This window comes from Chitinibacter bivalviorum (assembly GCF_013403565.1).
In the GTDB taxonomy this organism is placed as follows: Bacteria; Pseudomonadota; Gammaproteobacteria; order Burkholderiales; family Chitinibacteraceae; genus Chitinibacter; species Chitinibacter bivalviorum.
In genome coordinates this window covers 353558-367187 of the sequence record NZ_CP058627.1, presented here as the reverse complement: position 1 = coordinate 367187, position 13630 = coordinate 353558, and the positions used below count along the sequence as shown (strand labels likewise).

Sequence of the window (13630 nt, the reverse complement as noted above, 5' to 3'; positions counted from 1 at the left end):
AAGCCCATGCAAGCAATCATTGTCTTCGATTTTGGCGGCGTTCTGTTTGACTGGAATCCCGATTATCTCTACCAAAAGCTCATTCCAGACCCAAGCGAGCGCGCATGGTTTTTACAGCATGTCTGTAATGGCACATGGAATATCGAGCAAGATCGTGGACGCTCGCTGACAGATGGAACGGCTGCCAAGATTGCAGAGTTTCCCGAGTATGCCGAGCTGATCGAAGCATTTTATGCGCGCTGGACTGAAATGCTGCCCGGCTTACTACCTGAAGGGATGGCCTTGTTCGAGGCCTTAGAGTCAGCGGGATACCCCATTTTTGGCCTCACCAATTGGTCAAACGAAACTTTCCCTTATGCATGGGAGCATTATCCTTTCTTGCAACGCATCACCGACATCGTAGTATCTGGCCAGGAACAAATCATTAAGCCTGATCCAGCCATATACCACCTCATGTATCAGCGCATCTTGCAACACCATCCCGCAGCGAAACCGGAAGATTTGATTTTCATCGATGACTCAGCAATCAATGCCCAAGGGGCGTGTAATGTGGGCTGGTACGGTATTCATCACACCAGCGCCGCCGCAACAGCCCAGCAACTGCGTGATAAAGGATTGAAATTTTGATTTCGGAAAAGCCACGCATCACCATACATTACTGCACCCAGTGCAACTGGATGCTCCGCAGCGCATGGCTGGCGCAGGAACTATTAAGCACCTTTGCATTCGAAATAGGCGAAGTCGCTTTGCAACCAGGAACTGGTGGCATTTTCCTGATTCATTGCGATGAGCATTTGATCTGGGATCGAAAAACCGATGGTGGTTTTCCTGAAGCCAAAGTACTCAAACAGCGTGTGCGTGATCACATTGCCCCCGACAAACCATTGGGACATTCAGACACCAGTGCACAGTAATTTCAATCACACTACCAGACTGTGTTACCTTACGGGCATGTACGCAAAAACGCTTTTGACCTTTTTTCTATCGCTCGCCACCACGCTGAGCTGGGCCGACATTTATAAATATGTCGATGAAAGTGGCAATGTCACCTTCACCAATACCCCCATCAAAGGGGCTGTGCGCATTATGAGTGAACCTGCGGCACCACGACGCAGCGACAGTGGCAATAGCAGCGCCAATAGCACGCGCACCCCGACCAATAAAGTCAGCGTGCCTTCGCCAGTTAATTTTCCAAAAGTCGATGCCGCGACCCAAAAAAGCCGCGATAGCAATCGCAAACAAATTCTGAGCGAAGAGTTAGCCAGCGAGCAAATTCTGCTGGGCAACGCCAAAAAAGCCCTGCAAGAAGCCGATGCCAATCGCAGTGCCGATGAGAAAGCCAACCCGAAAATGTATCTCGATCGCATCGGCCGCTTGCGTGAAACCATTGTGATGCACGAGAAAAACGTCGCCGCACTGCAAGCCGAATTATCAAGGGTGCGCTAAAGCTGCACCACCTCGCAAAAACGCACCAATTAGGTGCGTTTTTTTGTATCTGACCACCGTTTCGTGTATAAAAAACTGGCCTGACTTTTGCTTTAGGCTGCATTATCTTGCGAACCCACTTATTGGAGTTGCCTCATGAGTCATCCCGCATTTGCTGGTCTCGACTTTTTAGATGCAGCCGTCATCGCCATCGATCACGATGGCTTAATTTGTTATGCCAATCCAACGGCCAATAGCTTATTTAGTTTACGCGCCGTGGTTGGTAATTATCTGGCACAAGCATTTGGCCAAGATAGTGCCGTGGTCATGGCTGCCAAAGCCGCGCTGGCACAAAACATCTCGATTACCGAGCATGAGCTCATCATATTTGGTAGCGAAGGGGAAATGTACGTCACGCTCGACGCCACCCCAATCGAATCAGATGCCGCTGCATTATTGCTGGAGATTCGCCGCATTGATCAGCAACGGCGGATCGTGAACGAAGAGCGCCTACAAGCTCAGCAACAAGCCAATCGCGAGCTGATTCGCAATCTGGCGCACGAGATTAAAAATCCGCTCGGCGGCATCCGTGGGGCGGCGCAATTGCTGGCCCACGAGTTACCTGACCCACAGCTCAAAGAATACACACAGGTCATTGTGGATGAAGCCTTGCGCTTACAAAGCCTGCTCGATCGCCTGCTGACCCCGCATCGCCTACCACAACTGAAAGAGCTCAATATTCACGAAGTATTGGAACGTGTTCGCAGCTTGGTGCTGGCCGAAACCCCTAGTGGATTAGCTGTGCGCCGTGATTACGACACCAGCTTGCCCGATCTGATTGCCGATAAAGAACAACTGATCCAATCGGTACTGAATATTGTGCGCAATGCGATTCAAGCCATGAGCGGCATTGGCGAGGTCGTGCTGCGTACCCGCATCGCCCGCCAAGTTACACTCAACCGCCGTCGCTACCCTTTAGCATTGAAATTGGAGATCACCGACAACGGACCCGGGATTCCCGAGCATCTGACCGAAACTTTGTTTTATCCCCTGGTGTCAGGTCGCCCGGGCGGTACGGGTATCGGCCTACATTTAGCGCATACCTACGTGGCCCAGCATCACGGCACGATCGAGTTTGAAAGCCGTCCCGGTTTCACTTCATTTACGATTACATTGCCGCTCAATGCATGGCAAAAACAGGACTAAACCATGAATTCAGTTTGGGTAATTGATGATGATCGCTCGATTCGCTGGGTCTTTGAAAAGGCATTAAGTCGGGAACAAATTGCGCATGCGACTTTTCCATCGGCAACTGAAGCCCTCAATCGCCTGCAAATCGAACAACCTCAGGTGATCGTGAGCGATATTCGCATGCCCGGCGAGTCGGGCTTGGCGCTGCTGGACATCGTTAAGCGCGATTGGCCACAAATCCCCGTCATTATCATGACGGCGCATTCTGACTTGGATAGTGCGGTTTCGGCGTTTCAAGGCGGGGCATTTGAATACCTTCCCAAGCCATTCGATGTCGATCAGGCGATTGCATTAATCCGCCGCGCGCTGCAAGAAAGCGAACAACTGGCCGACAGCATCGAAGCGCCGACCAATCTACCCGAAATGCTCGGCCAAGCGCCCGCGATGCAAGAAGTATTCCGTGCTATTGGGCGTCTATCGCAATCAGCCGCCACCGTGATGATTACGGGCGAATCAGGGAGCGGCAAAGAATTAGTCGCCCGCGCGCTGCATCGCCATAGCCAGCGCGCCAACAAGCCCTTTGTGGCCATCAATAGCGCGGCCATTCCCAAAGATTTGCTCGAATCGGAATTATTCGGCCACGAACGCGGCGCATTTACGGGTGCAGATGCCAAACGCACCGGCCGCTTTGAGCAAGCTGAAGGCGGCACGCTGTTTCTCGATGAAATTGGTGATATGCCACTGGATCTGCAAACCCGTTTACTGCGAGTGCTATCCGATGGTTTCTTCTATCGCGTCGGTGGCCATCAACCGATTAAAGCCAATGTGCGCGTGATTGCCGCCACCCACCAAAACTTGGAAGACCGAGTTAAAGCAGGCCAATTTCGCGAAGACCTGTTTCACCGTCTTAATGTTATCCGGCTGCGTTTACCTTCCCTGCGCGAACGGAGTCAGGATATTCCGATTTTGGCGAAACACTTTTTGCAAAAGTCGGCCCAAGAGTTGGGCGTAGAAACCAAGCGTTTATCGGAAGCGGCCATGGCCTGGCTTTCGAGCTTTGCCTTTCCGGGTAATGTGCGCCAGCTAGAAAATGTGTGCCATTGGATTACAGTGATGGCGCCCGGCCAAGTGGTCGAGGCCGCTGATTTGCCGCCTGAGCTAATTGATCAATCTGCTCAAGCACCGCTTGCGGTCGGCGATTGGCGCCAAGCCCTTAGCCACGAGCTTAACTTGCGCATCACACGGGGCGATACACGCATTTTGGATGAAATCATGCCAATGTTTGAGCGGGCGGTGATTGAGGCCGCGCTCATACACACTGGGGGTAAGCGAATAGAAGCCTCTGAATTATTGGGCTGGGGACGTAATACCCTGACTAGAAAAATCCAAGAATTGGGCATTGACGAACAAATCTAATCATTACCCATAAAAAAACCGGCCTAGGCCGGTTTTTATTTTGCACACATCGATTAGCGAATTTCAAAAATCTTGCCAAAATTGGCGATATCCAACACCGACTTCACCGTGCCTTTGCAATGGATCAAAGTCACTTTGCGACCACTCGCGCGTTCATTCAGGAGCAGCAACATGCCCAAAGCGGCCGAATCCATATAATCCACTGCCGCGAAATCCAGTTCAATCTCATTTAAGCCAGGATGTTCCAACACGCTAGTGCTTGCTTGTTTGAATTCACGATGTGATTCAAACGTAAAATTGCCCGTCATAGTGATACGACCGCGGCCCTGATCAAAACTGATTTGAGTTTGCATGCCCTGCCCCAATTCCTAAAAGATGCGTTCAGGTCAAAGTCTAGTCAGCGCTTGCGTTTAGCGCAAACGCAATCGTTGTGAGGCTACGCAGCTACAACACAAGAAAAAACCCCGCAACGCTTGCGGGGTTTGATATGGCACTCGCTGCTGTAGCAAAGCTTTGAAAGATTATTTCTCTACGAATGCGCGCTCAATCACGTAATCACCTGGTGTACCAATGCGTGGCGATACTTGGAAACCACGCGCATCCAGCATTTTGCACGTGTCTTCCAGCATCGCTGGACTACCGCACAACATCGCCCGGTCGGTTTCTGGGTTCAGCGGTGGCAAGCCGATATCGTCGGTCAATTTGCCTGATTCAAACAAATCAGTCAGACGACCTTGATTACGGAATGGCTCGCGCGTCACCGTTGGGTAGTAGATCAGCTTGTCTTTGACCATATCGCCAAAGTATTCGTTATTTGGCAAATCGTGCTGGATGTATTCCGCATAAGCGAGCTCGCTCACGGTACGCACGCCGTGCACCAAAATGATCTTGTCAAAGCGCTCGTAGGCTTCTGGGTCTTTAATCAAGCTCATAAATGGCGCCAAACCAGTACCTGTACTGAGGTAGTACAAGTTTTTACCTGGTTTCAAATCCGACAGCACCAGCGTGCCAGTGGGCTTGCGGCTCACCAACAATTTGTCGCCTTCTTTTAAGTGCTGCAGACGCGAGGTCAGCGGGCCATTGGGCACTTTAATGCTGAAGAACTCGAGGTTTTCTTCATAATTGGCGCTGGCAATTGAGTAGGCACGTACCAGCGGCTTGTCATCCACTTCCAGACCGATCATCACGAATTGGCCGTTTTCGAAACGCAGCGACTCATCACGTGTGGTCGTAAAGCTAAACAGCGAATCATTCCAGTGACGTACGGTCAGGACGGTTTCATGGGCAAACTTTGACATTTTCTTAACCTTAAACAGTTTTAATGCTGGAGGGCTGCGGTGAGCTCAGGCACCACATTAAACAAATCAGCAACCAGGCCATAATCAGCGACTTGGAAAATCGGCGCATCGGGGTCGGTATTCACCGCGACGATTACTTTGGCATCTTTAATGCCGCCCACGTGCTGGGCTGCACCCGATACACCAAAGGCGATATACAGATCAGGCGCAATCACCGTGCCCGTCTGGCCGACTTGCCAGTCATTCGGCGCCATACCGCTATCCACTGCGGCACGCGTTGCTCCAATGGCTGCGCCCAATTGCGCCGCCAGTGGCTCCAGCGTGCCGTGGAAAGCTTCTTTGCTACCGAGCGAGCGGCCACCAGAAATTACCACCTTCGCTGTCGCGAGCTCTGGACGATCCGACACGGCTAGCTCACGGCTAACAAACGTCGTTTTCCCAGCGTCACCCGTTGCGGCAATATTTTCAATCGCGGCATCGCCGCCAGTTTCAGCCGCCGCTTCAAACACAGTTGGGCGAATTGTGATCAAGGCCAAACCTGCTGGCGCTTCTACCGTTGCATTCAAATTGCCGGCATAAATCGGGCGCACAAAAGTGCGTGCGCTCACGATCTTGGTGACTTCCGACACCATCGCCGCATCGAGCAAGGCTGCGGCACGTGGTAAGAGGTTTTTACCAAAGCTCGTAGCCGCCGCCACGACGGTACTGTAGCTCGGAGCCAGTTTCACCAGCAATGGTGTTAGGTTTTCCGCTACGCCATGTGCGTATTCAGCAGCATCGGCCACCAGTATCTTGCTCAAGCCATTGATAGACTTAGCTTTAGCAGCAATGCCCGCCAAATCAGATCCAGCCAGCAGCAAATGAACTTCTTCGCCAAATTGGCCAGCAGCCGCGATGGCCGAACGCGTCGCCGCTTTAATGCCGTGGCTATCGATTTCGGCAATAACTAGAATACTCATGGCAGCACCTTCTCTGCGCGCAAGGCAGCAACTAATTCAGCAACATTATTCAATACGCGGCCGGCTTTACGCGCTGGCGGCTCATTCACCGCTTGCAGCGTCAAGCTTGGCGCAGCAGTATTGCCCAGATCGGCCAAAGCAATATTTTCCAGCGGCTTTTTCTTCGCCATCATCAGTGCGGGCAATTTAATAAAGCGCGGCTCGTTCAGACGCAAATCGGCGCTGATCACGGCTGGCAAAGCAAAAGAAATCGTTTCTTGGCCGCCATCAATCTCGCGCACGACGGTGGCGCGACCATCAGCAATTTGAATGTCCGAAGCAAAAGTCGCTTGCGGCCAATCGAGCAAAGCAGATAGCATTTGCGCGGTTTCAGCGGCATCGTCGTCAATGGCTTGTTTACCGGTCATCACCAGTTGGGGCGCTTCGCGCTCAACCAGTGCTTTTAAAACTTTGGCCGTTTGCAGTGTTTGCACTGGCGCATCAGTTTCAACCAGCAAGGCGCGATCCGCGCCCATCGCCAGGGCGTGGCGCAATACATCCTGATTTGCAGCGGCACCAATCGCAACCGCAAGCACTTCAGTCGCAACACCAGCCTCTTTCAAACGAACAGCCGCTTCGAGGGCGTTTTCGTCGAATGGATTGATACTCATTTTAACGCCCGCAGTTTCGACATCTTTGCCGTCTGCAGTTGGACGCACGGTGACTTGGTAGTCCACCACACGCTTGATATTGACCAAAATTTTCATAATTAGGGCTCACACACACAGACTAAAACCGTTAGTCTTCGGTTGGTTTTGCGGCATATTGTAAACAAAGGTAGAATATAAGTAAATTAACAAAACTTAACAACTTTAATCTACTCAGTAGATATAGAATTTTTACAGCTATCGGTATAAGGATTAGTCATGAGCGATCTGCAGCGCGATCAAATGGAATACGACGTCGTTATCGTGGGCGCAGGCCCGTCAGGCTTGGCGGCGGCGATCAAACTCAAGCAGCTCAATGCTGATCTTTCTGTCTGTATTCTGGAAAAAGGCGCACAGGTCGGCGCGCATATCTTGTCCGGCGCTGTGATCGACCCGATCGCCCTGAATCAACTTTTGCCAGATTGGCAACAACAAGCGCCCAAGCTCGCTACCGCAGTCACCAGCGATGAGTTTTTTATCCTCGACGAAGACAGTGCCTACCCCATGCCACAAATGCTCTTGCCATCGCAATTGCATAATGAAGGCTGTTTTATCGTGCGCCTTGGTGAAGTGTGCGCTTGGCTGGCTGAGCAAGCGGAAAGCCTCGGTGTGGAAATTTACCCCGGCTTTGCGGCTGCCGAAGTACTTTATAACGAGAATGATCCGAAGGGCGCGGTGCGCGGCGTCGCCACTGGCGATATGGGCATTGCCAAAAACGGCAAACCCAAAGCCGATTTTGCGCGTGGGATTGAGATTATTGCTAAGTACACGCTATTTGCCGAAGGCGCACGTGGCTCCTTAGCGGGCGATTTAGAGGCTAAATTTGATTTACGCAAAGACGCCGATCCGCAGCACTATGGCCTCGGTGTCAAAGAAGTATGGCAAGTTGCGCCGGAACAGCATCAGCTCGGTAAAGTTCAACATGCGCAAGGCTGGCCGCTCGACAACAACACCAGCGGCGGCGCGTTTATCTATCATTTACCGAATAATCAGGTCGCCGTCGGTTATGTCGTGCACCTGAATTACCAAAACCCTTATTTGTCGCCATTTGATGAGCTACAGCGCTTTAAAACGCATCCCAAAATTCGTGGTCTATTTAAAGGCGCGAAGCGCATCGCTTACGGTGCGCGCGCCATTGCCGAAGGCGGCTTTCAATCATTACCCAAATTGACCTTCCCCGGCGGTGTGCTGATGGGCTGTAGCGCAGGCTTGCTCAACTTCCCCCGCATCAAAGGCACACACAACGCGATGTTTTCCGGCATTTACGCCGCTGAAGCCGTGGTTGAAGCGCTGGCGGCCGGTCGCAGCAATGATGAATTGAGCAGCTACAGCGCCAAACTAGCCGCGTCCCCGGTCTGGGCCGAGCTGGAATCGGTGCGTAATGTGAAACCTGCGCTATCCAAATTCGGTACTTTGGGCGGCACGATGTATGCCGGTTTTGAATTATGGCTGGCGCGCTTTGGCATTAAAACGCCATGGACTTTGCGCAGCACCACGCCCGACAACGCCACATTGCGCCCAGCAAACACCGTTACGCCGATTAAGTATCCCAAACCTGATGGCGTACTGACGTTCAGCAAGCTCGATTCGCTCACACTGGCCAATGTCTCGCACGAACACGATCAGCCTAGCCATTTACAACTGCGCGATGAAGCAGTGCCGATTATTTGTAATCTGAATGAATACGCCAGCCCAGAAAGCCGTTACTGCCCGGCTGGGGTGTATGAGATTGTCGAGTTACAAGGCGAGCAAAAATTGCAAATCAACGCGCAAAACTGCCTGCACTGCAAAACCTGTGACATTAAAGATCCGCAGCAAAATATCCATTGGGTCGTCCCCGAGGGCAGCGGCGGGCCGATGTATACCGGTATGTAAGTAGCGCCCACTATTGCAGGTATTACTCTGAAATCCTTTTCGCAATTTGATTTCAGAGCAATACCCAATAAAAAAGGGATGCAGCAGCATCCCTTTTTTTATTCAATCAATGATGATTGATTATTTTGCCAACAAGATCCGCAGCATACGACGCAGTGGTTCAGCAGCGCCCCACAGCAATTGGTCGCCGATCACGAATGCGCTGATGTACTCTGGGCCCATATTCAATTTGCGAACACGGCCTACGCCGATGTCGAGCTTGCCGGTGATTTGCGCTGGGATCAATTCTTTCACGCTGATTTCGCGATCATTTGGCACCCATTTCACCCAATCATTGCCCGATTTGATGATGGCTTCGATTTCAGCCAATGGCAGATCGCGTTTCAGTTTGATCGTCAAAGCCAAGCTGTGGCAACGCATTGCGCCGATGCGCACGCACAAGCCATCAACAGGAATCGTTGCGTCCGTACCAAGGATCTTGTTCACTTCGGCTTGGCCTTTCCACTCTTCTTTCGATTGGCCGTTGTCGAGTTGTTTGTCGATCCAAGGGATCAAGCCGCCCGCCAATGGCGCGCCGAAGAATTCAGTCGGTACGTCGTTAGAAATCGTGTGGGCAACTTTTTTGTCGATTTCCAGAATCGCCGACGATGGCGTTGCCAACTCATCGGCCACCGAGTTGTAAACCACGCCCATACCTTTGAGCAATTCGCGCATGTGATTCGCACCGCCGCCGGATGCTGCTTGGTAAGTCATTGACGATACCCAGTCAACTAAACCGGCTTTGAACAAGCCGCCCATACCCATCAACATGATCGAGTTGGTACAGTTGCCGCCGATGTAGTTTTTCACGCCTTTAGCCAAAGCGCCTTGGATCACATCGTCATTCACTGGGTCGAGGATAATGACAGCGTCGTCTTCCATGCGCAGCGTCGACGCTGCATCAATCCAGTAGCCTTCCCAGCCGCTAGCGCGTAGTTTTGGGAAAATCGCGGTCGTGTAGTCGCCGCCTTGGCAAGAGATGATGACATCCATCTTGCTCAATTCAGCAATATCGTTAGCGTCTTTCAAGGTGCCAGCATCTTTACCGAAATTAGGTGCTGCTTGACCTGCTTGCGATGTGGTGAAGAAGACGGGATCAATCACGTCAAAATCTTTCTCTTCCTGCATACGTTGCATCAGGACCGAGCCCACCATACCGCGCCAACCGACTAAACCTACCCGCTTCATTATGTTTTCCTTATCGATTACAAAATACGAACAGCAAGCCCTTGATATTAGAGAAAATCCGCATTGCTGGCTAGAGACTTGTAGGTAACAATTCGCGCCCAAAATAATACATCGTCATTTTTTCGAGTAATCGATGAGCGGCGATCATATCAAGCGCGAAATAAGTCTTTAAAAATCATGAATCTGGCACGACCTTCCAGCGAGAAAAAACCGTCCTTTCCGTTACACATCCAAGTTGAGCAGCTCGAAATCACAAGAAAAAAGCAGCTCGACGCACTCTTTTGCTGCCGCGACGAGCTATCACTGCGCATTGAAATGGTAAGAATGAACGGCCTAGCGTTGCAACTGCGTAACCACGAGTTAAATCACGCTAAGCGCCATCCGATGATCAATCAGATTATTCGCGACCTCAAACAACTGTACCGCACAGCGCCGCGTGAAGCGCTTATGTTGCGTGAACGACTGATCGTTGATCGGATGCAAACCACGACAGTCCAAGAGCCCTTCCAAGGCAAGCTCAACGACTCGCCCAAACCACATCTCTCTAACCTTGCCGTGCGCTAGCAAGACATAGGGCACAGCAAGTTCGATAGCGACTAGGCCAGATATCATTCTGGCCATTTTTTATTAGCGAAATGCCGTATAGCTTACCCGACCATTACCAATGACAATGCCATTAATCGGTTAGCAGTTAAAATATTATGACTGACAGGTATTAAGTTTCATATAATCTTCACACCAGCTAACAAAGCCTGACCTTTATTTTGCTGGCAATGCCAAATAACTCCAAAACGATGACCATGCGCAAATTCACTAACCCCATTCTGCTCGACGCGGCCAAAAAAGCCGAAATTGAAAACGTGATGCGCCAACGCGATGACGTGTCTTTGCGGGTCGAAATGGCGCTGATGTCTGGCATGGCAAGGCTGCTGGACGTTCACTTAGAAAACAGCGATGGACTCCCCGTTTTTATGCGCCACTTGATGCGTGACTTGGCTCGCCTGCAACAGCTCGTGCCGCGTGAAGCTGCCACTTTGCGCGAACGTCTGGCACTGGGGATGCAATCGTTGGATCAAACAGGCTCATTTCAGCGCACTTTAGTTGCCAGCGAACCCGGTCAACTTTCCTCACTTGCGGTACGGTAATGCGGGTATTAGTACAAAGGGTTAGCCACGCGAACGTCGTGGTGGCCGAGCAAATCGTCGGTCAAATTGGCGCGGGCTTGCTGCTACTGGTCGGCGTCACGCATGAAGACAGCGAGGCTGATATTCAATGGCTGGTCAATAAAATAGCCAATCTGCGGATTTTTTCTGACGCCAACGATGTGATGAATCTCTCTTTGCTCGATACGCAAGGTCAAGCCTTGGCTGTGAGTCAATTCACGCTGTATGCCAGCAATAAAAAAGGCAATCGCCCAAGCTGGAGCGCTGCAGCGCCAGGCGCGGTGAGCGAGCCCATGTTTAATGCTTTTGTCGCGGCGCTGAGCCAAAAAATCGGCCAAGCGGTGCCGACCGGGCAATTTGGTGCCGATATGAAAGTGACACTCACCAATGATGGCCCCGTCACCATTTGGCTTGACTCGAAAAATCCGGAGTAAATGTACGGGTAATTCTGTATCTTGACCGCGCCGATTTTGCGGCGCAGAATCATTTCCAAGCGCTGAGTTGAAACAGCTTGCAGGGCGCTTTAAATAATCTGCTAAAGCGTGCCGAAACATCAGCCACGCTCGCCGTGGCTTTTTTGTTTTTGGGTCAATTAAACAATTCAAAGTAAATAAGCACTATGCGCCTATTAATCGACAACTTGCGGGGCGCAGTCGAAATACCGCTAAAGCGTCGGTAAGGCCCAGTTGGCTTTACCGGCAAATCCATTTGGAGTTTGCCCATGTACGATTGCCTAGAATTACCTACCGTGACCAGCCCTACTCGCCCACAAACCCGCTTTCATCTCAGCCTGCATTGGCGCAACCGTAATCGTTTACTGCTACGCTGCGCACCACAGATTGCGCCGCATCGTTTGCAATTGGCTTTTGCTGCGGCCAGTGTTTTTTCACTCCCCAGCCAAAACATGCCCGATGGCAGCTTGGTGATTTTTGATTTGAGCTTGGAAGAAGCCTTGCTGTTTCAAAGACGCTTTGCTGATTTATTAGCGCATTTTGAACCTGCCGTTGGGCATTATTCATCTGATCAATAGGACTTTATGCCCTTACTTAAAGACGCCAAAGCCACCTTAGTGCTGGCTTGGCCCATTATGGTGGGTCAGCTCGCCCAAACTGGCACAGCTTTTGTCGATGCGGTGATGGCTGGCCATGTTTCGGCGGCGGATTTAGCGGCGGTATCGGTTGGCGCCTCGATCTGGACCACACTGATTGTCACCTTAATGGGTTTACTGCTCGCGATTAGCCCACTGGCCTCGGCCAAGGTCGGCGCCAATCAGCGTGACGCGTTGCCCATGTTGACTCAGCAGGCGCTTTATCAGGCTTTGTTGGCCGGTACGGTCGCGATCCTGATTGCGCATGCGGTATTGCCGGTGTTTAACCATCTTGGCCTAGCCAGTGAAGTGGCGGATAAAGCAGGACGTTTTTTATCCGCCGTTAGCTGGGGTTTGCCTGCGCTCGCTGTGTCGCGCGTCCTATATGGCTATAGCTCGGCGCTCAATCAAACCAAGCCGATGATGATCATTTCCCTGATCGCATTAGCGCTCAATATTCCCGCGAACTGGATTTTGATTTACGGCCATTTGGGCTTTCCCGCCTTGGGGGCAGTTGGTTGCGGTTGGGCCACGGCTTTTTGCATGTGGGTGAGCGCATTGATGTGGTTCGTTTGGATTTGCTACGCCCCCATTTATCGCGGGACGCACCCCTTCGATAAATTAAGGGGTATCAACTGGAATGCCCAATGGCAATTGGCAAAGCTTGGTATACCCATAGGCATTATGTTCTTTATTGAAGTGAGCGCCTTTAGCCTGATCGCCCTGTTGATTGCCCGCTTGGGCACGACTGCCGTGGCGGCTCATCAGGTTGCGCTTAATTTTGCCTCTTTGCTATTTATGATTCCGATGGCCATTAGCACTGCGCTCACAGTGCGCGTCGGCCATGCGGCAGGCGCTGGAAATTGGCAACAAGCCCGCTTGATTGGTCAAAATGGCGTCCGTTTGGGGCTGATCGTTGCGGGAATCGGTGCGGCGATTACGATGATTTTTGGCGCGCAGATTGCACGCTTGTATACCCAAGACATCGCGGTATTGGCGCTAGCGACGCAATTGCTAGTACTGGCGGGGATATTCCAGTTTTCAGATGCCACGCAGGTCGTGGCCAGCGGGATTTTGCGCGGTTATCAAGCCACACGGCTGCCAATGTTGCTGCATATGACGGCATTCTGGGTGATCGGCTTGCCGCTGGGTTATGCACTAGCGTTTGGCATTGGGCCAATTGCGGCGCATGGCGCGCAGGGATTTTGGATCGCGCTGGTCATCGCGCTCACGTTCGCTGCGCTGTCTTTATTGTGGCTATTTAGGCGCGTCAGCCTCAAGCATTTAAATACTCACTAGGGTA

General features: G+C 51.7%; 16 protein-coding genes. 11 read left to right on the top strand and 5 right to left on the bottom strand.

Translation table 11 applies throughout. The features are described from left to right. Positions 1-6: 6 nt before the first annotated feature. The 5 genes from HQ393_RS01700 (at position 7) to ntrC (ending at position 4032) form a co-directional block, all read left to right on the top strand. Complete coding sequence (locus tag HQ393_RS01700; RefSeq protein WP_179357144.1) at positions 7-627, top strand: HAD family hydrolase; 621 nt, start codon at positions 7-9, stop codon at positions 625-627. Next, on the top strand, positions 624-914 hold the full coding sequence (locus HQ393_RS01695) for an Rdx family protein (protein ID WP_179357143.1): 291 nt from the start codon (positions 624-626) through the stop codon (positions 912-914). Before HQ393_RS01700 ends, HQ393_RS01695 begins: the two co-directional genes overlap by 4 nt. A gap of 55 nt (positions 915-969) precedes the next feature. Beyond that, a complete protein-coding gene (locus tag HQ393_RS01690; RefSeq protein ID WP_179357142.1) occupies positions 970-1446 on the top strand; it encodes a DUF4124 domain-containing protein in 477 nt (158 codons plus the stop codon). Between the two features lie 135 nt (positions 1447-1581). Further along, a complete protein-coding gene (gene glnL, locus HQ393_RS01685; RefSeq protein WP_179357141.1) occupies positions 1582-2631 on the top strand; it encodes a nitrogen regulation protein NR(II) in 1050 nt (349 codons plus the stop codon). Positions 2632-2634: 3 nt separating this feature from the next. Beyond that, positions 2635-4032 carry a nitrogen regulation protein NR(I) gene (gene ntrC, locus HQ393_RS01680; RefSeq protein ID WP_179357140.1) on the top strand — a complete coding sequence of 466 codons (1398 nt, stop codon included), beginning with the start codon at positions 2635-2637 and terminating at the stop codon, positions 4030-4032. A 53-nt stretch (positions 4033-4085) separates the two neighbouring features. Here ntrC and HQ393_RS01675 read toward each other — a convergent pair whose 3' ends face one another. The 4 genes from HQ393_RS01675 to HQ393_RS01660 form a co-directional block, all read right to left on the bottom strand. Continuing rightward, complete coding sequence (locus tag HQ393_RS01675) at positions 4086-4385, bottom strand: STAS domain-containing protein (RefSeq protein WP_246307927.1); 300 nt, start codon at positions 4383-4385, stop codon at positions 4086-4088. Positions 4386-4553: 168 nt separating this feature from the next. Beyond that, complete coding sequence (locus HQ393_RS01670) at positions 4554-5330, bottom strand: ferredoxin--NADP reductase (RefSeq protein ID WP_179357139.1); 777 nt, start codon at positions 5328-5330, stop codon at positions 4554-4556. Between the two features lie 20 nt (positions 5331-5350). Further along, on the bottom strand, positions 5351-6289 hold the full coding sequence (locus tag HQ393_RS01665; RefSeq protein WP_179357138.1) for an electron transfer flavoprotein subunit alpha/FixB family protein: 939 nt from the start codon (positions 6287-6289) through the stop codon (positions 5351-5353). After that, the gene (locus tag HQ393_RS01660; RefSeq protein ID WP_179357137.1) at positions 6286-7035 is read right to left on the bottom strand and encodes an electron transfer flavoprotein subunit beta/FixA family protein; all 750 of its coding nucleotides are present in this window, start codon (positions 7033-7035) and stop codon (positions 6286-6288) included. Before HQ393_RS01660 ends, HQ393_RS01665 begins: the two co-directional genes overlap by 4 nt. Positions 7036-7194: 159 nt before the next feature. On the opposite strand from HQ393_RS01660, the gene HQ393_RS01655 reads away from it, so the two are divergent. Beyond that, positions 7195-8850, top strand: coding sequence for an electron transfer flavoprotein-ubiquinone oxidoreductase (locus HQ393_RS01655; protein ID WP_218871258.1), 1656 nt, complete (start codon positions 7195-7197; stop codon positions 8848-8850). Positions 8851-8970: 120 nt separating this feature from the next. Here HQ393_RS01655 and asd read toward each other — a convergent pair whose 3' ends face one another. Continuing rightward, complete coding sequence (asd, locus tag HQ393_RS01650; RefSeq protein WP_179357136.1) at positions 8971-10077, bottom strand: aspartate-semialdehyde dehydrogenase; 1107 nt, start codon at positions 10075-10077, stop codon at positions 8971-8973. A 177-nt stretch (positions 10078-10254) separates the two neighbouring features. Between asd and HQ393_RS01645 the strand changes: the two genes are divergently transcribed. The 5 genes from HQ393_RS01645 (at position 10255) to HQ393_RS01625 (ending at position 13626) form a co-directional block, all read left to right on the top strand. Further along, positions 10255-10641 (top strand): hypothetical protein, encoded by a 387-nt coding sequence (locus HQ393_RS01645; protein ID WP_179357135.1) that lies wholly within the window; start codon positions 10255-10257, stop codon positions 10639-10641. Between the two features lie 236 nt (positions 10642-10877). Beyond that, positions 10878-11222: a hypothetical protein gene (locus HQ393_RS01640; protein WP_179357134.1), complete on the top strand. Its 345-nt coding sequence runs from the start codon at positions 10878-10880 to the stop codon at positions 11220-11222. Further along, positions 11222-11674, top strand: coding sequence for a D-aminoacyl-tRNA deacylase (gene dtd / locus HQ393_RS01635; RefSeq protein WP_179357133.1), 453 nt, complete (start codon positions 11222-11224; stop codon positions 11672-11674). Before HQ393_RS01640 ends, dtd begins: the two co-directional genes overlap by 1 nt. 287 nt (positions 11675-11961) lie before the next feature. Next, on the top strand, positions 11962-12270 hold the full coding sequence (locus HQ393_RS01630; RefSeq protein WP_179357132.1) for a hypothetical protein: 309 nt from the start codon (positions 11962-11964) through the stop codon (positions 12268-12270). A gap of 6 nt (positions 12271-12276) precedes the next feature. Then, a complete protein-coding gene (locus HQ393_RS01625; RefSeq protein ID WP_179357131.1) occupies positions 12277-13626 on the top strand; it encodes an MATE family efflux transporter in 1350 nt (449 codons plus the stop codon). Positions 13627-13630: the final 4 nt, after the last annotated feature.

What these genes read in the sequence shown, in the direction of transcription:
- glnL (WP_179357141.1), top strand. Translation starts at nt 1,582, where the DNA reads ATGAGTCATCCCGCATTTGCTGGTCTCGACTTTTTAGATGCAGCCGTC.
- HQ393_RS01645 (WP_179357135.1), top strand. Translation starts at nt 10,255, where the DNA reads ATGAATCTGGCACGACCTTCCAGCGAGAAAAAACCGTCCTTTCCGTTA.
- HQ393_RS01630 (WP_179357132.1), top strand. Translation starts at nt 11,962, where the DNA reads ATGTACGATTGCCTAGAATTACCTACCGTGACCAGCCCTACTCGCCCA.
- HQ393_RS01640 (WP_179357134.1), top strand. Translation starts at nt 10,878, where the DNA reads ATGCGCAAATTCACTAACCCCATTCTGCTCGACGCGGCCAAAAAAGCC.
- HQ393_RS01660 (WP_179357137.1), bottom strand. Translation starts at nt 7,035, where the DNA reads ATGAAAATTTTGGTCAATATCAAGCGTGTGGTGGACTACCAAGTCACC.
- HQ393_RS01670 (WP_179357139.1), bottom strand. Translation starts at nt 5,330, where the DNA reads ATGTCAAAGTTTGCCCATGAAACCGTCCTGACCGTACGTCACTGGAAT.
- HQ393_RS01655 (WP_218871258.1), top strand. Translation starts at nt 7,195, where the DNA reads ATGAGCGATCTGCAGCGCGATCAAATGGAATACGACGTCGTTATCGTG.
- HQ393_RS01700 (WP_179357144.1), top strand. Translation starts at nt 7, where the DNA reads ATGCAAGCAATCATTGTCTTCGATTTTGGCGGCGTTCTGTTTGACTGG.
- ntrC (WP_179357140.1), top strand. Translation starts at nt 2,635, where the DNA reads ATGAATTCAGTTTGGGTAATTGATGATGATCGCTCGATTCGCTGGGTC.
- HQ393_RS01665 (WP_179357138.1), bottom strand. Translation starts at nt 6,289, where the DNA reads ATGAGTATTCTAGTTATTGCCGAAATCGATAGCCACGGCATTAAAGCG.
- HQ393_RS01625 (WP_179357131.1), top strand. Translation starts at nt 12,277, where the DNA reads ATGCCCTTACTTAAAGACGCCAAAGCCACCTTAGTGCTGGCTTGGCCC.
- dtd (WP_179357133.1), top strand. Translation starts at nt 11,222, where the DNA reads ATGCGGGTATTAGTACAAAGGGTTAGCCACGCGAACGTCGTGGTGGCC.
- HQ393_RS01675 (WP_246307927.1), bottom strand. Translation starts at nt 4,385, where the DNA reads ATGCAAACTCAAATCAGTTTTGATCAGGGCCGCGGTCGTATCACTATG.
- asd (WP_179357136.1), bottom strand. Translation starts at nt 10,077, where the DNA reads ATGAAGCGGGTAGGTTTAGTCGGTTGGCGCGGTATGGTGGGCTCGGTC.